We start from the raw sequence: 24,997 nt of genomic DNA, 5'->3' as shown, positions 1-24,997 counted from the left end.
GCTACTTCTTCAGCACCGTTGCAATGGCCGACTTCTCCATCCGTATGCGGGTGTTGTCAGCAATCTGGACGACGACGATGCTGTCCTCTATGTCGGTGATGGTACCGTGGATGCCGGCTGTAGTGACGATGCGGTCGCCCTTCTTGAGCTCGCTGAGCATCTTCTGGTGCTCTTTCTGGCGCTTCACCTGCGGCCGGATGATCATCACGTAGAAGATGAGCAGGATGGCACCGAAGAAGATGAGGGTGCTAATCAGCCCTGCAGTGGGATCGGCGCCTTGCTGCGGTGCAGCAGCCGCGTAGGTCAGTGGCATGGGGAATCCTCGTCGCTTGTTTCTACTGCCTGCTGGAAGTGCTCTAGGAAGCAGCGCTTCCAGTGACGAAAGCTACCATCCCGTATTTTCTGTCGCGCCGTGCCCAGGAGCCAGTGGTAGAAGGCCAGGTTCTGCTCTGTTGCCAGAATCAAGGCTGTAATTTCCCGAGCAAGGAAGAGGTGGCGCAAGTAGCCGAGCGTTACTGTACGGCTCACTGGCGAGTCTAGGCCGGGGTCGATGGGTTCGTCGCTGAGCCGCCAGCGAGCATTGCGGATGTTGATCTTGCCTCGAGTAGTGAAGAGCTGCCCATTGCGGGCGTTTCGGGTTGGCAGGACGCAGTCGAAGAGGTCCACGCCGTACTCGATTGCGGTGAGGATGTTCTCTGGAGTGCCGACTCCCATGAGGTACCGTGGGCGCTCTGTAGGAAGGAGCTCGCAGGAGAGGGCTACCATCTCGTACATCGCCGATGTGGGTTCGCCAACGGAAAGTCCGCCAATCGCAAAACCGTCGAAGTCCCACTGCAGCAGCTCTTGTAGACACTGCCGGCGGAGGTCGGCGTAGACACCGCCCTGCCCGATGCCGAAGAGGAGTTGGGAGTAGCCGTAGCGAGGCTGTGTAGCATGGAAGACGGTCAAAGAACGGCGCGCCCATGCGAGTGTCCGTGCGACGGCACGCTCTACAGCCGTATGCTCGGCGGGGTATGGGGGGCATTCGTCTAGCACCATCATGATGTCGGAGCCGAGGGAGCGCTGGAGCTCGATCACAGACTCCGGCGTGAAGTAGTGTAGGGAGCCGTCAACGTGGGAACGGAATTCCACGCCTTCGTCGGAGACACGCCGGAGTTGCTGAAGTGAGAAGATCTGGTAGCCTCCGCTGTCAGTCAGGATGGGCTTCTGCCAGCCGATGAAGCGGTGGAGGCCCCCGAAGTGCTCGATGACGGCTTTCCCAGGCCGGAGGGCGAGGTGGTAGGCGTTGCAGAGTAGGAGTTGGACTCCTAATTCCAGAGCCCGGCGATGGTCCAGCGCTTTAATCGTGCCTTGCGTACCGACAGGCATGAAGGCTGGGGTCTCAACGGTCCCGTGCGCCGTTTCGAGGAGACCAACCCGTGCACCGCTGTGCGGGTCAGTTGCGACAACACGGAAGCTCATCCTTTCCAGAGCCACCGGTGCCACCATCGGAAGAGAGGACGGCTTATCAGTAGGCTGACACCGATCCCGACGACATCGGCTAGCCAATCGCGGAAATCTGCTACGCGGTTGGGGACGAAGAGTTGATGGAGTTCATCGCTAGCCGCGTAGAGGGCGCCGAGGAGGAGTGTCCACACCGCGATCGAAGCAAAAGAAGGCTGCTGGTGTTGTGCCGTGACCGCGAACGCGAGAGTCATCCCGAAGCCAGCGTAGACTAAGGCATGGGTGAGCTTGTCGCCCCAAGACCAGGTGAATAGGGGCTGGAGGCCGGGGATGTGGGAAGCATACGCGATAAGCCCAGCGTAGAGCAGGGCAGGGGTGGTAGCAAGCAGGCGTCTCATAGGATCGTTGGGTACGGCAGAACGGCAGGGAGGGCTTCTATGAGTGCTGAGGCGGTGAGACTTTCCGCTGAGGCCGTTTGGACGAAGCGGTCACCGGCGGCGCTGTGGACAAAGGCAGCGTAGGCTGCAGCCTCCAGCGGTGGAAGGCCACGTGCCAAAAATGCGCCGATGATGCCAGCGAGTACATCGCCTGCGCCAGCGGTTGCCATTCCAGGATTGCCGCCGCAATTCCAGTACGAGGTTCGGCCATCAGTGATGACCGTGGGGACGTGTTTCAGGAGCACAACCGCGCCCCATCGCTGTGCCCACTCCCGTGCTATCCAGGGAGCGCGGCGAGAGATTAGGTCACGAGGCTGCCCTGTCATGCGGGCGAATTCGCCAATGTGGGGCGTGAGGATCCGCGTGTGAGGGAGTCGCTGTTCGGGCTGGATGGCTCGGAGCGCGTCGGCGTCAATCACAACGGGCAGTCGTTCCGGGAGAGTGACAAGGAGCTCGGAGATGGTTGGAAGCGCCGTGACTCCGAGGCCTGGCCCGATGACGAGTACATCTACGCGCTCTACGAGTTCCGCAATCAGAGGCAGTGCCTCCGGGGCCAGCCATCCGTCAGGAGTAGAAGGCACAAGACGGGCAATGACCTCAGGCAGTACAGCGCTGTGGATGCGGCCAGGAGTGTAGAGGTACACCAGTCCAGCCCCACTGCGGATGGCAGCGTTCGCTACCAGCGCTGCCGCCCCTGCCATTGCCGCCGAGCCTGCGATGATGCCAACGCGGCCGTAGTCAAACTTCGTGCTGATGCGATGCCGAGGCGGGAATCGCTGCTGGATGTCGGAGGCCTCCAGTACCCAGATATCAGCATACTCGGCAGCAATGTCTGCGGGGACTCCAAGGCCGGCAATCTCCCGTTGCCCTGAGAGTCGAAGCCCATCGTTGAGGAGGAGCCCCGTCTTGAGTGCGAGCATCGTAATGGTGAGGTCTGCTGGGAAGGCTTCAGGGTCAGCGTCTCCAGTCTCCGCTTCTACGCCTGTTGGGATATCCAGAGCAACGTGCCGTGCTGGCAATGTCCGGAGTGCGCGAATGATGGCACGGAGCTCCTCCCGGAGTGGTAGACGTGCCCCGACACCGAGGAGTGCGTCTACTACGATGTCCACTGGTGGGGGAGGAGGGGGTAGTTGGCCTGGTGGGATGTAGAGCATCGGGACTCGCAGTCCCCGCAGGGCTTGGAAGTTCGTGGCTGTCTCTGGAGACATCCGATCCGGTGAGCCGGTCCACCACACTGTTACGCGCCAGCCGCGACAGAGGAGATGCCGAGCCAGCGCAAAGCCATCCCCACCGTTGTTGCCACTGCCGCAAGCAATGAGGGCAGACGGAGGGGAGCCTGTTCTCGGTGTCCACCAACGCTCTAGGATCTCCGAGGCCGAGCGGGCAGCGTTCTCCATGAGGAGCAGTGGAGGGATCCCTCGGTCTTTGGCTGCCATATCGGCCTGCCGCATCTGCTCCGGAGTAAGCACTGGCTTCATGGTGAGCCTCGACAATGCCGCAAAATTATGGCCGCCCCTATCTTTGCCTGCTTTGGCGCCCTAGGAAGGGCCTGCTAACATGGCCTTGGTGGAAGAGATGTCTGGCGTCGCAGTAGATGAAGCCCGAACAATCCGAATCCGCGGGGCCCGGCAGCACAACCTGCGGAATCTCTCTTTGGAGCTGCCGCATGGCAAGCTGATCGTGATTACGGGCGTCTCCGGGTCAGGCAAGTCGTCGCTGGCCTTTGACACGCTCTACGCCGAAGGGCAGCGGCGGTACGTAGAATGCCTTTCGGCATACGCCCGCCAGTTCCTCCAGGTCATGCCCAAGCCAGAGGTAGACGCCATCGAGGGGCTAGCGCCAGCAATTGCGATTGAGCAGAAGACCACTGGCCATTCCCTGCGCTCGACAGTTGGTACGTTAGCCCAAGTGTACGACTACCTCCGCCTCCTCTTCGCTCGCATCGGGCAGCAGTTCTGCGTGGAATGTGGCATTCCCGTCGAGGCGCAGAGCCTGGACCACATCGTTGGACAGCTGCTAGGGTTGCCTCAGGGTACTCGGTTCCAAATCCTCGCACCGGTTGTCCGAGGGCGCAAAGGGCATTACCGCGAGCTCTTCGAGCAGCTCCGGAAGCAGGGATTTTTGTACGTGCGGGTGGATGGGGAGTTCCACGAATTGGAGCCGGGCTTCCAGGTGAGCCGTTACCGCACGCATGACATCGAGGTAGTAGTCGACCGATGCGTTGCTGCTCCGGGCACTCAGGAGCGGTTGGTCAGCTCCCTGGAGTTGGCTCTACAGCTTGGACAGCAGACAGCGCTCGTCCTCGTGGAGGAGGCTCACCAGTGGCGTCCTTGGCTTGTGAGCACACAGCGGATGTGTCCGCAATGCGGACGGGCATACCAGGAGTTGGCGCCGAATAGCTTTTCCTTCAACTCCCCTTACGGTGCCTGCCCAACGTGCCAAGGACTCGGGCAGATCATGGACTTCTTGCCCGAAACTCTCGTTGCTCGTCCAGACCGGCCGCTCTTCGACGGAGCTCTGACGTTGCCGAAGGATCGAGCATGGGGAATGCTCTGGCGCTCTGTCGAGGCGCTCGCGGAACGATGGGGGGTTGACCCGCGAACCCCTTTTGCAGAGCTTCCAGAGGCGATGCGCGATGAGCTGTTCTGGGGGTCAGAGCAGAAGGTGACGCTTCGGGCTGGTTGGGGGGATGCGGCGGTGACGTTTCCCGGTCTTATCCCCTTGCTGCGGCACTACTACGAGCAGGGTCCGCCTGCCGTGAAGGGTTGGCTGGAGTCCTTAATGCGCCCTGTTATGTGCCCAACATGCCAAGGTGGACGGCTGCGGCAGGAGTTTCTCTCCGTCCGTGTGGACGGTAAGAACATCGCCGAGGTGACGGCACTCTCTATTGACCAAGCGTATGAGTGGCTCCGAGATTTGCCAGAGCGGCTGCCGGAGCGCATGCGGCGGATAGCTACGGTGATCCTGCAGGAACTCATGCGGCGGCTGGAGTTCCTCCAGGAGGTCGGAGTAGGGTACTTGCAGCTCAACCGTCCAGCGCATACCCTGGCGGGGGGCGAGGCGCAGCGGATTCGACTAGCGGCCCAGTTGGGTTCACAACTGGTTGGGGTGCTCTACATCTTGGACGAGCCGAGCATTGGGCTGCATCCGCGAGACAACCATCGCCTCATCGCAGCACTGCGGAAGTTGCGAGATATGGACAGCACGGTCGTCGTCGTGGAGCACGACCGCGATATGATGGAGGCTGCAGACCTCATCGTCGACATTGGTCCTGGAGCCGGCATCCATGGGGGTGAGGTGGTATTCGTAGCTCCGCCGGACAAGATTCGCGACCTTCCGGAGGAGGTACGCCAGCGGTCTCTGACGGCCCAGTACCTCACCGGAGAGCGGGAGATCCCTATCCCTCAACACCGGCGCCGCGGCAGCGGTGCAGCGCTGGTGCTGGAAGGAGCCACCGGCCACAACCTCAAGGACCTAACCGTTCGCTTTCCGCTGGGGACCCTCATCTGCGTAACGGGGGTGTCGGGGTCGGGCAAGTCCAGCCTAGTTATGGACACGCTCTACCCGGCACTTATGCGGCACTTCTACCGGAGCCCGCGGGTGCCGTTGCCGTACCGGGCGCTCCATGGGGTGGAGCATCTCCGAGGCGTCGTGGCTGTGGACCAGAGTCCCATTGGACGCACCCCGCGGTCGAATCCAGCTACGTACACAGGGGTCTTCGATCCGATTCGGCAGTTCTATGCTCTCCTACCGGAGGCTCGGGCTCGTGGATATCGTCCGGGGCGCTTCTCCTTCAATGTCCCGGGGGGGCGGTGCGAAGAGTGTGAAGGTGCAGGGGTTCGGCGGATTGAGATGGCCTTCCTTCCGGAGGTTTACGTGGAGTGTGACGCGTGTAGCGGGCGCCGGTACAACGCTGAGACGTTGGCTGTGCGCTACCGGGGCAAGAGCATTGCCGATGTGCTGGATATGACCGTCGAGGAGGCCTGCGAGTTCTTCGCGGACATTCCACATGTTGCTCGCCGTCTTACAGTCTTGGCAGAGGTTGGCCTGGGATATATCCGTCTAGGTCAGCCCGCTCCTACACTCTCTGGCGGGGAAGCGCAGCGCATCAAGCTGGCCCGCGAGCTCGTCAAGGGCGGCACACGGATGCTGTATATCCTCGACGAGCCGACGACGGGACTCCACTTTGAAGATATCCGCTGCTTGCTCCAGCTCCTCTGGCGACTGGTGGACCAGGGTAACACAGTCATCGTGATTGAGCATAACTTGGAGGTTATCAAGTGTGCTGACTGGGTCATTGACCTTGGCCCCGAAGGAGGCACCGCGGGCGGTTATGTCGTGGCTGAAGGGACTCCGGAGATGGTTGCTGAGAACCCAGCTAGCTACACTGGTCACTTCCTTCGGTATGTGCTGCAGCGCTACACGCGGTGAAGCTACTTCAGTCGAGAAGGGCCGTATACTCGGCGGCGTACTTGAAGAGGGCTGCTGCTAACCCGCGAGCAAGCTTCCACTGACCTACCTCGGAGGCGAGGAAGCGTTCCTCTCTGGGGTTTGAGAGGAATCCCATCTCCACCAAGACGGCCGGCATAGAGGCCCCGAGGAGCACGTAGAAGCCTGCCTGGCCAATGCCACGGTTGGGGAGCCCAGTGGCTGCGACAAGTTCCTGTTGGATAAGGGCAGCCAGTCGGTCGCTGAGCCGCATGAAGGCGCTCTGCGCCAGTGTGGCAAGGATATGTTGCTCTTCCAGCAACCCTTCGTACCGCTGCGGGTCAGCTTCCAGTCGGATCACGGCGTTTTCCCGCTCGGCGACTCGAATTGCCTCGGGTGTCCGACCGGGGCGCAGAACATAGGTCTCAATTCCGCTGGCTGAGTGCGGCTTCTCTGGGGCTGCATTGCAGTGGAGGCTGACGAAGACCTTGCCTCGGTGCTCGTTAGCAATCTGCCCGCGGCGGTAGAGCGGGACGAAACGGTCGTCGGAGCGGGTCAGGACGACGCGGACTTTCGGCATCTTCCGCTTCAAGAGCTGCTGCAGCTTGAGGGCGACGCGCAGAGTGATGTTCTTCTCTGCATAGCCTCGAACTCCAATGGCCCCGTAGTCCTTGCCTCCGTGCCCGGGATCGATGACGATGACGTCTAAGTCCCAGCGCTTGACTTCAGCGGAGCGGGCATCCCGCTGCTCGCGGAGAAGCAGGATAGAGAGGCGTACCGTCTGCGGGCCCTCCCGCTGCGCTGAGCATTCCCGGATCGGAGACGACAGTCGGAGGCGGTAGACCATGATGTCTCGGATTCGTTCGGCTCGCAGCTCCTCAATCCCAGCCTGGCGTGGCAGTGTGTCGGCTGCATGGAGTACTTCTGGGATGCGGAAGACGACCTCGCGTCCCTGCCACTCTGGGCGCTGGTAGCGTTGGATTGTAGCGTTAGCGCTGAAGCGGACAGTCAGCGTATCACCATGCCGCTCAGCGATTATCCGTGTGATGGCCGTGGGCGCAGCAGCGAAGCTGGAACCAAGGGTTGCGAGCCAGTTCCGGAAGCGCTCCCAGGGAGCTGTGGAGTCGGGCACTTTACGAAGCGGTAAGCGGGGTGATGGAGCAAGGCTTGTGTCTGGCGGTATCGGGAGAGGGGAGATCTGGGGGGTTGGGGAATGGGCTCTGGGTGATGTCGTGCGGGCAGCAGATGATGGGTTCGCTGCGAGACGCTGCAGACGTAGCTCCGTTGGCGAGATCCACTCTACCTTCGCGTTCCACAGAATCGAGAGAGCTTCGGCTACGCTAGGAAGAGGGATGAAGAGCTGAGAGCCGTCCGACCGGACGGGTACCGGAAGTTGCAGGGTACCTTCACCATCAGCAGTCCGCCACCGCAGGAAGAAACTCTGAGGCGCAGCCCAGAGGGTACCCTCTGGTACCTGGAGCGTAGTGCCTTGGTGGAGCAGACGAGCTTGTGCGTGCCACAGGTGCTTAGCTATGTCGCGGAGCCCAGCGGCGCTGTACCCACCAATGGCCCTCAGAGCAAGATACCGCTCCCGCCCTTCTGGGGTAATGACTCTTAGGACTTGCTGAGCGAAAGCTCCGGTCCCGGCGACCAGCAGTAAGCACCAGCACCAGCGGCAGGACATCCCATTACTGAATCCGCCGAGGAGGCGACTGCGGCGTAGCAGTCGGATACTTCTGGCGCTGCCACTCTAAGATACCACCGCGCATGCTGAAGACCTTGAAGCCGTGGCGTTGGAGGAGCTGTGTAGCGTAAGCACTCCGTCCCCCACTCCGGCAATAAGCGATCACAGTCTTGTTCCGCACGGGTTCTAGCTCCCGCAGCCGCTGCTCCAACTCCTGCACGGGAATCAGCCGTGCCCCTGGGATATGTCCCTCAGCGAACTCCGCAGGTGTCCGCACATCTAGCACGACGATGCTAGTATCCTTCAATCGCCGGAAAACCTCCTCTGGCGACACCGTCGGAATACCGCTCTGCTGAGCACAAGCCATACTCCACCCCATGGCAATCAGCAGCAATGACCACATCATCATCGTGAGCACCTCACTGTCTGTCGGAACCAGGAGCAAAGGACGAGCGAGGTCAGCGTGCAGTGTGAGACCTAGCGACTTGGTTGCGGTCGCGAAACACTCTTCGGTGGCCTTTCGGAGGCCAACGGCAGGCAGCATTGGGGGTTTAGAGCCAATCTCTGCCCAAGAGTGTTTGCCTTATGGGCGCCGCGAAAGCGAAACGCAGTGCTCTATCGCCTGGTTGCATCCCAGAGAGAACTCCAGTTCCCGCGGCCAGTACCCATCGGCATGGACGCTGATTCCATATGGGCCTTGACACAAGCGTGTGAAGCGCGCGACGCCGTCCGCGTCTGTCCCTTGCTGAGTGAGCAACCTTCCATTCTGCCACAACCGAACTTGAGCTCCCTGTATCCGCTGGACACGGGTAGAGTCCTGTACGATGACAGCTACCATCCCCTCACAGCACTCCTGGTGTTTCGGGAGGAGGCCAACCCAGATTTCCACATGGTCGTTGCAGGGCAGGTGGATACGAACCTCTCGTGACCGGTACCCCTCTGCTGTGACCTCTACGACATATTCGCCTTCGCAGAGGCTGTCAAATGCAGCTGATCCGTCATGTGCGGGCTGTGTCTCTACAAGTTTCCCCTGCTTCCAGAGGCAGACTACTGCGGCCTGTAGTGGCTTTGCTTGGAGGCTATCGTAGACGCGGACGGTGATGACGCCGCGGCAGCAGGTATCGGAGTCGCGCTCTTCTCCGCAGTCCAATGGGATGCAGAGCTTTACAGTGTCCTCGCACCCCAACTCGACGCTCAGTTCTCGGACAGAGCAGTGCTCGTGGGAGATATGCACGATGTAAGTTCCAGGGCAAAGCCCTGAAAAGCTCGCACCGTCCTGTTGCGTTACCTTCGTCTTGTTGTAACTCCCTTGATCTTGCTGGACTCGCACGCTTGCTCCTACCACAGGGGTACCCGAGGCAGAATCGTAGGGCAGCACGATGAGGAGGGTGTTGCAGCAAGAGTCGGGGTGGCTTGAGGGTGGGGGTTCTTTAGGTTCGGAGGGATGCTTTACACAGGCAGAGAGTAGTACTACGGCGAGCGCTGCAGTAGCGAACTTCCACGTTCGCATGTGAGTGAGCCCTCGGTAGGCTTGTTGCACCTGGGCCAATAAACCACTTTAAGGTGCTTTAGTTACAGGCTGTTGTCCTCGGCCTGATGGGTGCGTCTCTTTAATTTTGTAATTGCCATCGCGGCGGGCGTAGCTCAGCCCGGTGAGAGCACCAGGTTGTGGCCCTGGGGGTCGTGGGTTCAAATCCCATCGCCCGCCCAGCTACGAGGGGGAAGCCATAGGAAGCGCAGTGGCTGCTGGCTCGTAGGGGTATGCTGCTAGACGCCGTTTCAGCTCCTCGATGGGTGGTACAGGCATTGGATCCGTGTGGTGGAGGATGGCTAGCCAGTAGCTGAGCCAGTCCCCGAAGTACAGGAGGGAAAAGAGCCGGGTAAGAAAGTGCGGCTCGGTCGGGCAGAAGGGAGTGTGGGATTCCAGCGGCACTCGCGGGGCTAGGAGCTGTGGCGTGTGGCGGATGCGCAGCTGAACCCTAGGGTGGTCCTCAGGATCGTAGAGCCAGAGGAAATGGACTTGCCGCGGAGAGAATTCGGTCGGGAAGAGCCATCCACAGATTTCGTTGTGGTTCATTTCCGGCACGACGTTCCCGAAAGCGATGTGTTTGGCGTTCTCGTGGAGCTGCTGGCGCCAGCGGAGGCCAACGGCCTCCATCCGGTCGGAGGCATAGATGATGGGTACCTTGTCGGTGAGCCGGTGGGCAAGCTGCAGTGTGGGATTGTCGGAGTGGTCAAGGCTGCCGTAGACGGCTGCTAGCTCCTGGAGGCGCTGGTGGGTTGCTGTCCATGCAGCTTCAGTGTGTTGTCGCACAGCCTTACGGAAGTAGCCGAGACGCAGGAAGAGGAGCAATAGGGCAAAGAAGGAGAAGCCTACTGTCCCGCGCGGGGGATAGCCTTGGGGAAGTGGGAGATGTGGAAGACCGAGCTCGCGGCAACGCTCCAGAAGCCGTCCTCCGCTGGTTAGACAAGCGACGTACGGGCTTCGCTGTCGTGCGTACTCGAAGGCGGTGAGTGTCTCCTCAGTGTTTCCCGAGTAGCTACTGGCGATTACCAGAGTCTGGCGGTCCATCAGACCCGAAGGCAGAGAGTAGCTGCGGTGGACTCGGATGTCCAGGTGGTCTGCACCGGGGGTAAAGGAGACATAGGTCCGCAGTAAGTCTGCCGCGATTGCTGATCCGCCCATTCCAAGCACGAGGATGCGTCGGGGGCGGCGTGGAAAGGCGCTTAAAGGGACGTTCTCCACGAGCTCGTAGGCGGCTTCAAGCTGCTCGTGGAAGCGCAGGAGGAGGTCCTGCATCCTGGACTGGTCGGTCTGCAGCACGATGTCTTTTAGAGATGGCTCCATGGAGCTTCAGCTAGTGGCTCACAGGCTGCCGTTCAGGGAGTAATTCCGGATGAGCTGGCGAGCGATGACGAAGCGCTGGATTTCGCTAGTCCCCTCGCCGATCGTCAGCAGCTTGGCATCGCGGTAGAGCTTCTCCACGGGGTAGTCCTTGATGTAGCCGTAGCCGCCGAAGATCTGGATAGCTTCTTCGGCCGCGCGCACTGCAAGCTCGCTTGCAAAGAGCTTTGCTTGCGCTGCCTCCAGACGGACGGAGAGGCCTTGCTGCCGACGCCATGCAGCTCGGTAGGTTAGGAGTCGGGCTGCCTCTATCTCCATGGATAGCCGAGCCAGCTTCATCTGGATGGCTTGGAACTCCACAAGTGGGGTACCGAACTGTTGGCGTTCTGTGGCGTAGCGCAAGGCAGCCTCAAAGGCCCCTTGAGCCAAGCCAACCCCAAGAGCAGCAATGCTGATGCGTCCGCCATCAAGGATGAGCAGGGCTTGGCGGTAGCCATCACCTTCTGCACCGATGAGATTGGATGCAGGAACGCGGACATTCTCCAGCGAAAGGGTCGTCGTATCGCTTGCTCGCATGCCTAGCTTGTTCTCCTTCTTGCCCGCACGGAAGCCCTCGGTACCCTTCTCCACGACGAAGGCGGAGATCCCGTGCTTACCACGACTGGGATCGGTCACGGCCATCACTACTGCTATCGAGCCGACGCCGCCGTGGGTAGTGAAGCTCTTGGAACCGTTGAGGATGTAGATATCCCCTTCTCTGACCGCGGTAGTGCGTAAACTGGCAGCATCGGAACCAGAGTTAGGCTCTGTGAGGGCCCATGCCCCTATGGCCTGTCCGCTAGCTAATGCTGGAAGGTAGCGGGCTTTGAGCTCTTCGGAGCCGAAGCTGAGAATGTGGTTGGTGCAGAGGCCATTGTGGGCCGCAACGCTCAGAGCGATAGCTGGGCAGACCCGAGCCAGCTCCTCTACAATCAGAGCGAACTCCATGTAACCCAGCCCAGCGCCTCCATACTCCTGTGGCACTAAAATCCCCAGGAGGCCGAGCTTGCCCATCTCAGCGAAGAGCTCGTGGGGGAACTCCTGCGTCTCGTCGTAGTAGGCAGCTACAGGGCGAATCTTGTCCTCGGCGAATTCCCGGACCATCCGGCGGATGGCTTCTTGCTCGCTGCTGAGTGCGAAGGAAATGCCTGGCATCTTTGCTTCGCGCCCCGTGTCTCGACAGCAATAGACGGTAGCGGGGAGCGGAAATTGGTGCGTATTTTTGGCGACATGAGGCGCAGAACGGCTTGGCAGGCAGCGGTTGGATGGTGGAGCCTCTGTTGCGCATGGGCAGCGGCACAGGTGCCGTACGCGAAGCTCCCGCAGTGGGAGTCTGTACCGCAAGGGTTCTACGCCACAGGGTTGGCTTTGAGCGATGTGGATGGGAATGGCCTGCCTGACGTTGTCGTTGCTTGTGGCAACGATATGGAACGCCAGCCGGTCGTTGTCTACGCTAACGCTACTGGGCTGCCAGAACGGCTGCCGACGTGGTCATCTGCCGACAGCGGCTACCACGGCCACCTTGCCGTGGCGGACGTAGATGGTGACGGGTGGGAAGATGTGGCCGTCACCGAGTACCTAGGCGAAGGGGGCTTCGGGAGTCCGGGTGGAGTGAAGCTCTACCGGAATCGCCGGGGACGGCTGGAGGAGCGCCCTTCGTGGCGAGCGCGCGAGCGCTTCCATACCTTCCGCTGTGCCTGGGGGGATGTAGATGGCGATGGAAGACCCGACTTAGCTGTTGCTGGTGGAGAGGCGTATACCTGGGTCCGGGAACCCGTGCGGGTCTACCGAAATCGCGGCGGCTACTTAGAAGAGATGGCCTCTTGGCGGAGTGCAGAGAGCCTCATCGCCTACGATTTGGCCTGGGAGGACATCAACAGCGATGGCTGGCTAGACCTCATCGTTGCCTGCAGTTGGGGTCCAAGCTGTGTCTTCTACAACCGAGGCGGTCAGCTCGATACGCTGCCGGGCTGGAGAGCAGCGGAGATGGAGTTCGCAAACTCCTTGGCGGTCGGCGACGTTGACAGCGATGGCTGGGTGGACGTTGTGGTCTCCTTCAACCGCCAGCTTGGTGGCAGCGGTACTGTTGCGCTCTTCCGTAACCGCTCCGGGGAGCTGGAGCGGCTTCCTTCGTGGCGTTCCCGGTTCTCTGGCTACGGCTCTGGGGTTGCCCTCGTTGACTTGGATGGTGACGGGGACTTGGACTTGCTGGCAGGGGCTTGGTGGGATACGGTGCGGGTCTACCAGAACGAAGCTGGGAACTTTGCTCTGGAGCCGCAGTGGAGCTCGCAGACTCGGAGCGTTGTAGAGGCGTTTGCTATAGCCGATGTCAACGCCGATGGCCTGGATACCGTTACGTGGCGCCTTCGCCGCAAGGGGTCGCTCGTCCGATTCCCCGTGGCTCCTGTGGAGCGCATCATTGCCGTCCAGAGTGGGGGTCAGTTGCTCCAGCCTAGCCAGTACACGGTTAACCGTGCTGCTGGGTGGATGTCGCTACCGGCCGATGTGGCAGACACGGTAGTGGTGATGGCCGTGATTTCCTCTCGGCGGGACATAGCGGTGAGCAACTGGGACCCAGACAGGGGTAACTTCCTCTTCCTCTGGCAGCCTGCCGCAGGAGCAGTGGCTGAAACTGAGCCAGGTGTCCGAGTCCTCGAAGCAACTGATGGTTTGCTCCTTTCAGTTGACTTGCCCAAGGCAGGTGCGGTTGTGGGGCAATGGGTAGATGTCGGAGGGAGGAGCCTACCGGCGCTGGCGTTGTGGCTTCCGGGAGGGCATTCGTGCATACGGGTGCCGCTGCCGCCGTCGAGAGGTCCATACTGGCTTCGGCTGCAGACACCAGGGGGTACAGTCGTGCTACGAGTACTGCGGTTGTGAGGTCAGCCTTAGGTTGTGAGATCAGCTTGGTAGAGTGTGCGGCGCATGGCGCAGGGCATGCCACCACGGGCAGAGGAGCTTCTCCGCGATGCTAGTGTCCTCCGCCTGGTACAGATTGCGTTGCAGGAGGATATCGGTGCTGGCGATATCACGACAGAGTGCCTCTTTGCCGGTCAAGCACCGATTGGTCATGGCCGCATTGTGGTAAAGCAGGTCGGTGTCATTTGCGGCTTGCCAATAGCGGCATTGGCCTTTCGCGAGGTGCATCCCGAAGCCATTCTCCAGCCCCTTGTGCCAGAGGGGGCATCGGTAGAGCCGGGGGTGGTAGTTGCTGAAGTCGTTGGGCCTGTGCCGGCGATTTTAACAGCGGAGCGGACAGCGCTGAACTTCCTCCAGCGGATGAGCGGGGTTGCAACCCTCACTCGGCGCTTCGTGGAAGCGGTTGAGGGTACGGGGGCGACAATTACGGACACGCGCAAGACCATCCCCGGCTGGCGTCGGCTGGATAAGTACGCCACAGCTATCGGGGGAGCGCAGAATCACCGCATGGGGCTCTATGACGCGGTGCTCATCAAGGACAACCACATCGCTGCCATGGGTAGCATTCGGGCGGCCGTGGAGCGCTGCCGCCGGGAACTCGCGGACATGAATGTCCGGATTGAGGTCGAGGCCCACTCTCTGGCGCAGGTTCGAGAGGTACTCGAATGCGAAGGGGTCCATCGGGTGATGTTCGACAACTTTACACCAGAGGAGGTTCGGCAAGCGGTGGAGCTCGTCGCAGGGCGCATGGAGACGGAGGCCTCGGGCAGCATTCAACTAGCTACCGTGCGCCAGTATGCCGAGACGGGCGTCCAGTTCATCTCCGTTGGGCAGCTAACCCACTCCGCACCAGCCTTGGACATTTCACTAGAGCTACTCGTGCCGCGCCTGCTCTAATGCGGTGGAGTCCGGAACAGCAGTGGGCTCTCGATGCTGACCGGCATACCGTTGTCACTGCCAGTGCTGGCTCAGGGAAGACGGCTGTCCTTGTGGGCCGGTACATTCGGCTGCTGTTGGCAGTTAAAGACCCCCAGAGCATCGTGGCAATCACGTTCACGCGAAAGGCAGCGGCCGAGATGTATGCGCGAATTGCAGCTGAGCTGGACCGCCTCATTGCTGCCGCCGTCTCTGCCCAGGAACTGAGATTGCTGAAACCGCTGCGGGAACGGCTGTCAGACGCTCCGATCTCGACCATCCACAGTTTCTGTGCCCAGCTCCTCCGGCGCTTCTCCACGGAGGCGGGAGTGTTGCCGAACTTCACCGAGTTGACCGAGGCCGAAGCATTGCGGCTCAACCGAGAAGTAGCGCAGCAGGTGCTGGAGGAGCTCCTCCTGCAAGGCGATGAGGAGGTGTGGGCGCTTGTGAGAGAGTACGGGCAGCGGAAGACACTGGAGCTCCTGGTAGCGATTCTGCATAGTAGCGAACGCTGGATTCTACTCCGTGCAGCTCTGCAACGGCCAATCCCGGAGCGGGTGGAATGGGCCCACCAGCGCCTCTGGGAACTCTTCCGGCAGCATGCCCGGAAGGTTGCAGAGGTGCTCGTCTACAGCGATTCCCTCGTGACGAAGGCTAGCAAGAGAGAGGAAGCTGCAGAGCTTAGCCTACTCTGCGCCCGGCTCCTCGACGAACTTCGCAAACCTCCTGTCCCTGATTTGTGGGCTTCGCTGTGGCGACAGCTGCGTGAGCAAGCCTTCACTCAGGGCAGAGAGCCAAGGGCATGGCTCCAATTGGCCTCTCCGCTTGCTCGCTATCTCTCCCGAGAGGCTAAAGCTCTGGACGAAGTGGTGGAAGCATGGGAGCATCGGGAGGAAGACGCCCGCTTTCTGCGGCAGATGCAGACTCTGGCTCGCTTGGCGGATGTGACGTTCGCACGGCTAGAGCAAGAGAAGCAGGAGCGGAACGTGCTGGACTTCAACGACCTGCAGCTTAAGGCACTCCGTCTCCTGGAGCATCCTGCCGTTCTGGAACGGTTACGACGGAGTATCCAGCATGTGCTGGTGGACGAGTTCCAGGATACCAACCCGGTCCAGTATGCTCTGGTCCGGGGGCTTATGGGGGATGAAGCCATGCCGGGGGGAGGGCCTCAGGTCTTCCTGGTTGGAGACCCCAAGCAGAGCATCTACAGCTTTCGAGATGCAGATGTGCGCGTCTTTGAGCAGGCGCGGCAGAACATTGTAGAGCGGAACCGAAATGCGGTAGCGCGAGGATTGCTGCCGCGCTGCGAGGCGGATGCACTCACGGATGGGGACATCCACTTGCCTGTGTCCTTCCGCTTGGCACCGGAACTCGTTGCTTTCATCAACCGAGTCGCAGGTCGCCTCTTCCTGCAGGTAGAGGAGCAGGTCCCGTACGAACCGCTGGTTTGTGGGCGGCCTGAAGCTCGGGGGAGTGTCCGACTCCTCTTAGCTATCGAGCCAGCGCAGGGAGCAGAACGGGAAAGGCTGAGCGAAGAGGAGCTCATTGCTCGCTCACTCCGTCTCTGGGTTGATGGGTCGGAGCCACTCCTGCTCACTGAAGCCGATGGCTCCCTCCGCCGCGCAGGCTATGGCGACATCGCTCTCATCACGCGGTACCGTCGCCACATCCCTAGGCTCACCTTTGCTCTCCAGCGCTACGGTATTCCGTACATAGTCCACGCGGGGGCGGGCTTCTTCCAAGCGCCGGAGATCCAGGACCTCTACTACCTGCTGCAGTTCCTGCTCAACGAGCAAGACGACCTGGCCTTGGCTGTAGCCCTCCGCTCTCCGCTGTTCGCCCTGACCGATGAGGAGCTCCTGCGCATCAACTTGGAAGAAGGGGAGACGCTGTGGCAGCGGCTCTGTCGGAGCGCAGCTCAAGAGCCCATATTCCGAGAGGTCGTGGCAACCTTAGAGCTCCTGCGCCTGTTAGCACCGAGGGTCTCAGTTGCAGAGCTCCTGCGGACAATCAACGATAGGACGCTGTGGCTACTGCGACTTCGGCAGATGCCGCGGCTGCCGCAGATCCAGGCCAATGTTGCCAAGCTTCTGGAGTTTGCCCGTGCCTTCCAAGGGAAAGGATTCCGCACGTTAGCAGACTTCGTCAACGAGCTCGGGGCCCTCATTGAGATGGACGCTCCCGAAGCCGAGGCGGCACTTCCAACGGGGGCCAATGCGGTCAACATCCTAACGATCCACGCGGCTAAAGGACTGGAGTTCCCTGTGGTCGTCCTCTGCCGCATGGCGGATGGACAAGCTGGAAGGGACGAGCTCTTGCTGGATGAGAACTTGGGCGTCTTGACTCAGCCTCTGCGCTGGGATGCGGAGACTGGCGTGTGGGTTCCCATTCAGACACCGACGTACGTCGTTGCGAGCGCAACGAACACTGCTCGCCAGAAGGCAGAGGAACAGCGTGTGCTCTACGTTGGATTGACGCGGGCCCGAGACCATCTGGTCCTTGCCGCGACGCTGCGAGAGACGAAGGATGGGGGCATAGGAGCGGTGGAGGGACTGTTTGGCTTCGTCGTAGACGCTCTGCAGCTCTCCTCACGAGAGCTCTTGCTGTACTCGTCGCTCCAGCTCTCCGAGACCATAGAGAGCTATGCTGGCGGGCAGCGGTATCAGCAGACGGTGGAGCTGACGGTTCCCATCATCCGCGATGTTCCCGAACCCGAAGCGTTGCCCCCGCGGCACCGGGTATGGGTGCCACCGATTGTGCTGGAGCGGCCTGTCCCCGTGCGCTGGAGCCAAGAGCGTCTGTCGGCGACGCAGTATACGCTCTTCCACCACGACCCAGAGAGTTTCGTGCGGCGGGCCCTTTTAGGCTTCCCTGCAACGCCCGAAGAGCTCCTCCAGGGAGCTATCATCCCAGTAGATACCGAACAGGAGCTCCCTGAGCCGGTCATCCTTGGCTACCTCCTCCACCAACTCCTTGCCCACGTCACGCTCTGGACGACCCCGGATGGAGAGCTGGTTTCGGAGCGACTCGGCGAAGTGGTACAGGGGCTCATCCGGCAGAGCCCGTACGCAACTGCAACGATGGCAGCGGAATGGCTTATGGAACGGGCATCCGCTGTTGTTCGCACGCCTTTCCTCCGGCGCCAATGGAGGCACTTCTGGAACGCCTTGCGGGAGTACACGCTGACAATCCCACTGGGCGAAAACTTCCTCACTGGGACGCTAGACGTTCTGCTGACAACGCCGGAGGGAAGGGAAATCTGGGACTGGAAGCTGGGGAAGGTATCCTCGGCTGAAGAGTGTGCCCAGCAGGCTCAGTGGTACGAGCCGCAGTTGCGGGTCTATGCCTACCTGGTGCTCCGGCGTTTTCCAGAACAGCCGGGGATTCGGGCACGGTTACTCTTCGTAGAGAGTGCCCGCGAGGGTGTTGAGGACGCGGCGTGGGTTTGGACCATTGCATGGGAGCGGGCTGAGGTCCTTGCTTGGGAGAATGAGTTCCGTGAGGTCGCAGAGTGCCTGTTCCTGCTGAGGGATTTCGAGACACAGTGATGGAGCGGTTACTGTCCCGCCAGTTCCTACTGCGGGCTTTTGCGCTTGCTGTTCTACTGCTCGGCTGTACCGAGTCGCCCGTCGAGCCTTCTGGCGAGTCAAGGCTTCACTTTCCCGGCTTCTGCTATACGGCATTCTGGCACAACGCCTTTCAAGAAGGGCAGCGCCGCGGTGCACTCTTAGAACTCCAGCAGCAGACCGCCTCCCGCTGGGTTGCTCTCTGCGTCTTCGAGTACCAGAGCACGCTGACGAGTGCTGACATCGCTCCTAACGTTGACGGACGCAACCCTATCACTGGTGCCCCTGCACCAATGACCTCTACTCCAGACGACATCCGCGCTGCGATTGCAGGGGCTCGAGCCTTGGGGATGCGGGTGATGCTCAAACCTCATGTGGACGTCTACACCGGAGAGTGGCGGGGACTCATCCAGCCAAGCCCAGCCTGGTTCCGGGCGTATACAGCGATGCTACTCCGGTATGCCCGTCTCGCTGAGGAGACGGGTGTGGAGATGCTCTGTATCGGAACAGAGCTCGTGACAGCCACGCAGCCGCAGTTTACACCATTTTGGCGACGCCTGATAGATACGCTCCGGAAAGTCTACAGCGGTCGGCTGCTCTACGCTGCCAATTGGGAGGGGACGCCTGAGCTTCCGGGACCGGAGTACTTCCGCGTCGGCTTCTGGGATGAGCTGGACTACATCGGGATCAACTTCTACCCGCCACTGACCCAGTCACCTGATGAGCCACCTCCACCACTGGAGCAGGCAGTAGAACAATGGCAGCTCCATCGCCAGCGCTTGGCGAGATTAGCGGCTCAGACCGGCAAGAGGGTTATCTTGACGGAGGTCGGTTGCCAGTCTGTTAAGGGTGGATTGGCGGCTCCGTGGGATTACCAGCGAGGGGCGAGACCCGATGCCGTACCGGATTACGCTGCCCAAGAGCTTTACTACCGTGCCGTCGCGGCACTGTTCTCCACGGCCCCGTGGTGTGTTGGGGTCTTCTGGTGGGCATGGGACAGTATCCCGTCGAGGTACGAAGCGACCGACTATACACCACGCGCCAAGCCTGCGGCAGCTGTCGTCCGCGAGTGGTACCAGCGTTCAGCGGTACCATAAAGCGGTGGTGTCACTTGTAGAGCTCGCGGGACCGCGTCTTATCGTTTCCGTTTTGTTGCACTCAGCAAGGTCCGATAGGAGACTCGGCGGGCTGTCCAATGATGCCTGGGACTGGCAGTCCATCTGAAAGGAGCATCAGGCGGCATCCTTCGGGAGATTGCTGGGCCAGCCAGCGCGAGAGGGCATCAAGACGTGCGATATCCAGCCACGTGGGCTGCGATGGGCACTGGAGGCATTCCGAAAGAAAGGCCTGAATTGCCACCTTGTCGCTGGGAGACTGGATAACGCGGTGCCCTCGGAAGCTCCCTCGAACGAAGCAAGTCAGCTCCCATCCATTTCCCGTAGCCGGCACGAAGAGGAGGAAACTGCAGGCCTGGAGCCAGAGCGGGAGAGAGCTACGACCCCAGCGGTGGAGAAAGCGCCATAGTGGCCGTAGGGCTGCCGCTTGTTCGAAGGCCCACTGGTCGGCATACCGCTGCATTCCGGAGAAGACGGCCTGAGCCCAAGAGGGGATCCCGTAGAGCGCGTCTTGCAATAGGCGCTGAGCTTGCTGGCGATAAGCCGGTTCAGAGGTCATGCCGTTGCACGGCGCTGAGCAGGTGCCGAGTTCTGCATAGAAGCATGCGGGTTCGTTAGGTGCATTCTGTAGCGGGTCGGTGCAGGGCCGGAGTCGGTACTGACGCTGGAGGAACTGCAGTAGGTGAGCAGCTAGCAAGCGACTAGGGAGAGGGCCTATCAAAGGGTCGTCGGTAGCAGTCACTTCCATCTCTACGAGCAGCCGAGGGAAGCGGTCCGAGAGGGTAAGTCGGACGAAGGCGTACGTCTCCAGCTCCTTGCCAACGGAGTTGGCAGGTGGTTGTTCTCGCCAAATCCGCTCTACTTCCCGCAGCAGTGCCGAGAGTTCGGTCGGTGTCTCCTCCCAGCGGACCGCCCAGATGCGGCGTCCAGAGAGGCGATTCCAAAGTCCATCGTCACTGCAAAAGTGGGAAGTCGTAGAAGCTGTAGACTCCGGGGGCTTCGGGTACCTCGTTCAGTTGCCGTCGGAGGTGCTGTGGGATGTAGAGATGACGGTGTGGGGCATGCTGGAGTCGTAGAAGCTCTGCCGGTGAGTTGTACCCTTGTGAGGCTGCGAGGCGCAGGAGGTGGAGTAGGATCTGGGCCGTCGCCTCTGCGTCCGGCTCCGCACGATGTCGCCTTGGGATGCGGAGGTTGAAGTGTGCGATGAGCCCATCCAGACCTAAGCGGCGAACTGTCGGGGGAAGAAGTCTGCGGGCCAGACGATACGTGCATAGCCGAGCTACCTCTTCTAAGCCACCGTACCCCAGGCGCTGGAAGGTACTCTGCAGGAACTTCCAGTCGAAGGCAGCATTGTGGGCGACGAAGATAGTGTCCGGTGCTGCAAGGAGCCTGAGAACGTGCCGGAAGACGTCGCTCTCTTCTGGGGCATTCGCGAGCATGCCATTCGTGATGCCCGTTAGAGCCGAGATACTCGGCGGGACCGGCTGGTGCGGATTGACAAGGGAGACGAAGCGCTCTGTGATGGTACCCTCCTCCACCACGAGGCAAGCAATTTCCATGATACGGTGGTGGGATGGGTTAGAGCCGGTCGTCTCAACATCCACAACGACATAGCGAGCATCCCAAAGGCTGGTTGCTGCCATTCTACGCCTCAGCGGAGCGACTCGCTCCCGATGGCGTCAGCAGCCCAGAGTAGCTTGCGGCGTAGGAGATCGAAGTAAGAGCTCTCGGCATGCTTGACGAGCTTGAGTACATGCGGAGCGAGTCGAACAGTGACGACCTCGCCAGCTCTAAGGGGCTCTTGGCACTGCCCGTCGGGGACCAAAACAGCACCGTCGTTCGAGAGCACCTCGACGCGAATGTGGCAGTCGTCGGGGATTACTAGCGAGCGGAGTGTCAGCGTGTGTGGACAGATTGGGGTCAGGCACAGAACCCGGGCGTTCGGTGCGATGATTGGGCCGCCACAGGAGAGGGAGTATGCCGTCGAACCTGTGGGAGTAGTAACGATAAGCCCATCGGCGCGGTAGTCAGCAATGTGGTGCTCGTTGATGAAGGCCCGTAGTTGCACCATGCGTGGGGAGGCATGCTTTTCGACCACGATGTCATTGAGGGCGTACCAGCGCTGACCGTGGGCTTCGGCTTCTAGGACCGTGCGGTGGACAATCCGGTAGTCCCCGTGGAGTAAGGCTTCCAGAGCGGCATCGAGTTCGTCGACGCTGAACTCCGCCAGGAAGCCCAGCTTGCCTACATTGACCCCCATGAGAGGCACGCCGCTGAGCAGGAAGCGTTGGGCTGCTGTTAGCATCGTGCCGTCACCACCGAAAGTCACGATGGTGTCGGCTATGTCGCCGAGATGCTCTAGCGGATGGACGAGAGCCTGCACGATGGTCTCGCGAGCAAAGTGGTGGACCACTTCCGTAGGGAGGCATACCTCAGCTCCAAGCTCTATGAGTCTCTGGGCGCTGTACTCTGCCCACCGGACAGCTTCAGGGTTCTGGAGATTGGGAAAGAGGCCAATACGCTGCTTCATGGCATGCGGCAACAGACATTCGGTGCAGTTACCGTCACCGTTGATGCGCTTTGCTGAGTGGCGGGAGTCTCGAAGGGGCGCAAGAAGCACTCCATGCGATGTTTAGCGCAGGACTACAAAGGCCTTGCGCTGCCAGAGCGTCCCGGAGCGCAAGGTGAGCCAGTATGTTCCTGAGGCAAGCGAGGGCAAGTGGAGGATACGCCATGTTCCATCAGATTGCCCATGCCAGAGCGTGCGGACATCCCCTGTCGGAGTGACCAGCTCTAAAGCGGCAGGAGCAAGTGTTGGGGGTAGCCAGAACTCTACCGCTGCATCGTCCCGAACCGGCTGCGGTCCAAAGAGGTGGAGGATGGGAAGCTCGACAATGCTTGGAGGCAATACGCGGGTGCCAGTGGTGTCCTCAGTCGTATCGGGCGGCGGTTCCGGTCTCCGCCAAACCTGCTCGATTACAAACCATGGCGTCCGCTGCAACGGCAAACTCTGGTCTATAGTGAGGCTGACACGACCGTTCGGCAGTCGTACAGGCTCCAAGGGACCGAAGGCGAGCCGGCCGGTCGAGTCAAGACCGTAGACGCGGATTGTATCTGCGCTGCTGCGCCACGACAAGCGCACTCGCATCCCCTCTAAGAGCACAGGCGCTTTCCCCCATCCCTGCCAGATTGAAACATTCCCCTCCCAGATAGCGCTATCGTTGCAGGCTCTAGTGCTGAGCGTCAACAGCGACCAGCGTGCGCTGTCCAAGCGAGCGGTGTCCAAAGAGAGCCAGCTTATGGTCCCAGTGTAACCACTATCGAGCCGCTCTACACGGATGTCGCCGAATTGCAAGATGCCGCGTAGGCGACCTGTAGCAGCGATGTAGCGAGGAGTGGAGACAGTGAAGAGGGTATCGCGAGCGTTCCAGAGTAGCTCCTCGGTGTCAGAGAGCAGGTTGCTGACGTCGATGGGGGACTGAGTGAGCTCTGGGATGTAACGGTGGGGGAGCATTGTCTGCTGCTGTGCCGAGAGGCTGTCGAAGACAACACGGCGGAAGAGGGCAATGCGGTGGTCGGTGCTGTACTGGAGCCAGAACTGGCTCTGCTGCCAGTGTGGGTGTAGTAGGGCATGTCGGGTCTGATTGAGCCAAATGGTCTCGCGAGCCGGGGAGATGAGGCCCGCTCGGTATGCAGCGGAGGCGGAGGGGACGAGGCACATCACAGCGCTGTTTGCCCAGAGGTCATAGTGCCTGTTCTGCGCAATCATTGGGAGGCTGTAGCTGTCGACGGCATCAGCTCCATAGAGGAAGAAGACGGCATCCCAACCGTGGTACGCCGCATAGGCAGGGATGAGGGTCACCATTTCGCCCATGTGGGCCGAGGGGAAGGGCATGATGTAGAAGGCCAGCGTGGGCTTGTTGCGAACGGCTGCATGGGCCAGTTCAGCGATAGTCCCGCCGTAGAGGTGGCCTAGCATCGGCGTGTTGGCGATGAACCAGCTCCCTTGGGGCTGGGAGCGGTTACGCCGATAGTCCCAGCCAGCTAGCTCTGCGGTGGCGTCCATCCGCTGCATGCTCCAGAGGTCGTTCAGCCGGCTCAGTAGGGTCCCACCGATGATGATGCCACGGTACTTGAGCGTATCCCGTAGGAGGCGGTACATGCTCTCGTAGTACTCCCGCTGCAGCTCGGTGTAGAACTCTACATTATCGCGCATGCGTGGGAGGGATGTCCCGACCAAGTCGTTGTAGAGCGAGCGGGCAATCGAGAAGTTGAGGAGCGATTCGCCAGTCCGTAGTGGGACTTCGTTGAGCATCCGTAGTTGGACAGCATCCAGGAAGACGTCGCCTGTGTCCTGCCCAAAGTAGAAGAGGAGTCGAGCTGCGGCAGCCGAGTCACTGGCGCGGAAACGGAAGCGGTACTCCTGCCAGGTTGCTGTTAGCGCTGTATCGATGGATAGCCCCAGGCCTTGGTATGGGAACTCTCCGTTGTAGACCAGGAAGCGGATTCGCCGAGGCGCATGGGAGGCTCGTGCCCAGAAGCTCAGCTCGTAGAGCCTTCCGAAGACCGTCCGCGTCCCTGTGTACAAGTAGACGGAGCCAGGCGAGCCATCCGTTCGTGCAATCCGGACCAAGGCAGCGTAGCGTCCCTCGCGCTTGTCAAGCTCTGAAGGGCGGTAGAGGGCTTGCGCAACTGCCCCATTGAATCCGAAGACCCACGACGGATTGAACTCGTCCTCAAAGCCACCATCTCGGATGCCATTCTGCGTGTCTGCTGGTGGGGTGAACCAGGCACTACGGACCGCGGCGTCGCTGCCGTACTTGCGGCGCAGGAATAGGTTGAACAACGTGTCCAGCTGTCGGCTGTGGTGCTCAGAGATGAAGGTGCTGGCCGGGCGGTGGAGGTAGTTGATGGTCCAGTAGTAGAAGAGCGAGTTCTCGTCGCTGAGCAGAACCCAGGCGATGGCCGGTTCGTCTTTGTACGCGCGTCCAGTATATGGGTTGACGTGCTCCATGAACATGCGCACAATCTGTCGGTAGCGCCGCTGGAACGCTGGGTCGATGTAGAGCACGGCTTTCCCGCCCCACGGAATGGAGTCCCATCGCGCAACTCCGTCTTCTCGGCGTGGCGTCCAGAGGGAGTGGAGCATCAGGAGGATGCGGAAGCCTTGGCGTTTGAGTTGGGCGATGAACCAGTCCAAGCGCCGCATCTGTTGCGAGTCTAGAGCAGAAGAGGTTGTGCCGGGCCGTAGAATGCTGGCAGCATTCCACGTTGAGATGTCTATGCCCCGCAGGGCGACCGCGTTGAACCCGAGAGCGCGGAGCCGCGAGGCCACCCGGATGGCCGTGGCGCTATCGGGAAAACAGGCCGTTAGGTTGAGCACCGCTCCGACGAAGCGGATTGGGTTGCCTCGAGAGTCTACGAAGTCACCGTCCCGCACCTGCAGCCAGCCGGTGTCAGAGGACATCGAGAACTGCGGTAATGAGAGCCAGCGAGTCTCTATGGTCTCCCAGTAAGCTGGCTGGAAGGGATACGGATTCAGCAGTGGCTGCGCTTCTACTGCTATCGGTGCAAAAAGTAGCAATGCGCAACGGCGCATCCTACTACCT

Annotated in this window: 18 protein-coding genes and 1 tRNA gene; 6 read left to right on the top strand and 13 right to left on the bottom strand. The window is 60.8% G+C overall.

All coding sequences use genetic code 11. From position 1 onward, the window contains the following. Position 1 precedes the first annotated feature (1 nt). From yajC to NZ960_05565, 4 genes are read right to left on the bottom strand one after another with little or no spacing between them, the layout of a single operon-like run. Positions 2-313 (bottom strand): preprotein translocase subunit YajC, encoded by a 312-nt coding sequence (gene yajC / locus NZ960_05580; protein ID MCS7177073.1) that lies wholly within the window; start codon positions 311-313, stop codon positions 2-4. Further along, a complete protein-coding gene (tgt, locus tag NZ960_05575; GenBank protein ID MCS7177072.1) occupies positions 304-1,461 on the bottom strand; it encodes a tRNA guanosine(34) transglycosylase Tgt in 1,158 nt (385 codons plus the stop codon). Before tgt ends, yajC begins: the two co-directional genes overlap by 10 nt. Then, positions 1,458-1,841: a VanZ family protein gene (locus NZ960_05570; GenBank protein ID MCS7177071.1), complete on the bottom strand. Its 384-nt coding sequence runs from the start codon at positions 1,839-1,841 to the stop codon at positions 1,458-1,460. The genes tgt and NZ960_05570 overlap by 4 nt, the downstream gene beginning before the upstream one ends. Beyond that, positions 1,838-3,358, bottom strand: a complete 1,521-nt coding sequence (locus tag NZ960_05565) for an NAD(P)H-hydrate dehydratase (protein ID MCS7177070.1) — start codon at positions 3,356-3,358, stop codon at positions 1,838-1,840. The genes NZ960_05570 and NZ960_05565 overlap by 4 nt, the downstream gene beginning before the upstream one ends. Positions 3,359-3,455: 97 nt before the next feature. Here NZ960_05565 and uvrA point away from each other — a divergent pair, with 97 nt between their 5' ends. Next, positions 3,456-6,311 carry an excinuclease ABC subunit UvrA gene (gene uvrA / locus NZ960_05560; protein ID MCS7177069.1) on the top strand — a complete coding sequence of 952 codons (2,856 nt, stop codon included), beginning with the start codon at positions 3,456-3,458 and terminating at the stop codon, positions 6,309-6,311. A 7-nt stretch (positions 6,312-6,318) separates the two neighbouring features. Here the strand turns inward: uvrA and NZ960_05555 are convergent, their stop codons facing one another. The 3 genes from NZ960_05555 to NZ960_05545 form a co-directional block, all read right to left on the bottom strand. Further along, entirely contained in the window at positions 6,319-7,992 is a 1,674-nt protein-coding gene (locus NZ960_05555; protein MCS7177068.1) for an N-acetylmuramoyl-L-alanine amidase, read from the bottom strand. A gap of 4 nt (positions 7,993-7,996) precedes the next feature. Beyond that, positions 7,997-8,401 carry a rhodanese-like domain-containing protein gene (locus NZ960_05550; GenBank protein MCS7177067.1) on the bottom strand — a complete coding sequence of 135 codons (405 nt, stop codon included), beginning with the start codon at positions 8,399-8,401 and terminating at the stop codon, positions 7,997-7,999. Between the two features lie 174 nt (positions 8,402-8,575). After that, positions 8,576-9,502: a carboxypeptidase-like regulatory domain-containing protein gene (locus NZ960_05545; protein MCS7177066.1), complete on the bottom strand. Its 927-nt coding sequence runs from the start codon at positions 9,500-9,502 to the stop codon at positions 8,576-8,578. Between the two features lie 123 nt (positions 9,503-9,625). Between NZ960_05545 and NZ960_05540 the strand changes: the two genes are divergently transcribed. Continuing rightward, positions 9,626-9,700: transfer RNA gene (locus NZ960_05540), tRNA-His, on the top strand. A 3-nt stretch (positions 9,701-9,703) separates the two neighbouring features. On the opposite strand, the gene NZ960_05535 is transcribed toward NZ960_05540, so the two are convergent. Together NZ960_05535 and NZ960_05530 are read right to left on the bottom strand one after the other, a co-directional pair. Continuing rightward, on the bottom strand, positions 9,704-10,840 hold the full coding sequence (locus tag NZ960_05535; GenBank protein ID MCS7177065.1) for a bifunctional phosphoglucose/phosphomannose isomerase: 1,137 nt from the start codon (positions 10,838-10,840) through the stop codon (positions 9,704-9,706). Between the two features lie 18 nt (positions 10,841-10,858). Beyond that, positions 10,859-12,022, bottom strand: coding sequence for an acyl-CoA dehydrogenase family protein (locus NZ960_05530; GenBank protein MCS7177064.1), 1,164 nt, complete (start codon positions 12,020-12,022; stop codon positions 10,859-10,861). An 84-nt stretch (positions 12,023-12,106) separates the two neighbouring features. Between NZ960_05530 and NZ960_05525 the strand changes: the two genes are divergently transcribed. Genes NZ960_05525 through NZ960_05510 form a run of 4 tightly spaced genes read left to right on the top strand, consistent with a single transcriptional unit; the run spans position 12,107 to position 19,370 of the window. Next, positions 12,107-13,753 (top strand): VCBS repeat-containing protein, encoded by a 1,647-nt coding sequence (locus NZ960_05525; GenBank protein MCS7177063.1) that lies wholly within the window; start codon positions 12,107-12,109, stop codon positions 13,751-13,753. Between the two features lie 45 nt (positions 13,754-13,798). Next, positions 13,799-14,689, top strand: a complete 891-nt coding sequence (gene nadC / locus NZ960_05520) for a carboxylating nicotinate-nucleotide diphosphorylase (protein MCS7177062.1) — start codon at positions 13,799-13,801, stop codon at positions 14,687-14,689. Further along, entirely contained in the window at positions 14,689-18,255 is a 3,567-nt protein-coding gene (locus tag NZ960_05515; GenBank protein ID MCS7177061.1) for a UvrD-helicase domain-containing protein, read from the top strand. Before nadC ends, NZ960_05515 begins: the two co-directional genes overlap by 1 nt. Continuing rightward, on the top strand, positions 18,255-19,370 hold the full coding sequence (locus NZ960_05510) for a hypothetical protein (protein ID MCS7177060.1): 1,116 nt from the start codon (positions 18,255-18,257) through the stop codon (positions 19,368-19,370). Before NZ960_05515 ends, NZ960_05510 begins: the two co-directional genes overlap by 1 nt. Before the next feature lie 61 nt (positions 19,371-19,431). Here the strand turns inward: NZ960_05510 and NZ960_05505 are convergent, their stop codons facing one another. The 4 genes from NZ960_05505 to NZ960_05490 form a co-directional block, all read right to left on the bottom strand. Further along, on the bottom strand, positions 19,432-20,136 hold the full coding sequence (locus NZ960_05505; GenBank protein ID MCS7177059.1) for a hypothetical protein: 705 nt from the start codon (positions 20,134-20,136) through the stop codon (positions 19,432-19,434). Positions 20,137-20,341: 205 nt separating this feature from the next. After that, positions 20,342-21,031: an exonuclease domain-containing protein gene (locus NZ960_05500; GenBank protein ID MCS7177058.1), complete on the bottom strand. Its 690-nt coding sequence runs from the start codon at positions 21,029-21,031 to the stop codon at positions 20,342-20,344. Between the two features lie 8 nt (positions 21,032-21,039). After that, the gene (locus NZ960_05495) at positions 21,040-21,918 is read right to left on the bottom strand and encodes an NAD(+)/NADH kinase (protein MCS7177057.1); all 879 of its coding nucleotides are present in this window, start codon (positions 21,916-21,918) and stop codon (positions 21,040-21,042) included. A 102-nt stretch (positions 21,919-22,020) separates the two neighbouring features. After that, on the bottom strand, positions 22,021-24,987 hold the full coding sequence (locus NZ960_05490) for a carbohydrate binding domain-containing protein (protein MCS7177056.1): 2,967 nt from the start codon (positions 24,985-24,987) through the stop codon (positions 22,021-22,023). Positions 24,988-24,997: the final 10 nt, after the last annotated feature.

It is taken from the genome of Candidatus Kapaibacterium sp. (assembly GCA_025059875.1).
Classification (GTDB): Bacteria; Bacteroidota; Ignavibacteria; order Kapaibacteriales; family HRBIN21; genus HRBIN21.
The sequence above is the reverse complement of the archived record's forward strand: the minus strand, read 5'-3'. Positions and strand labels throughout refer to the sequence as shown.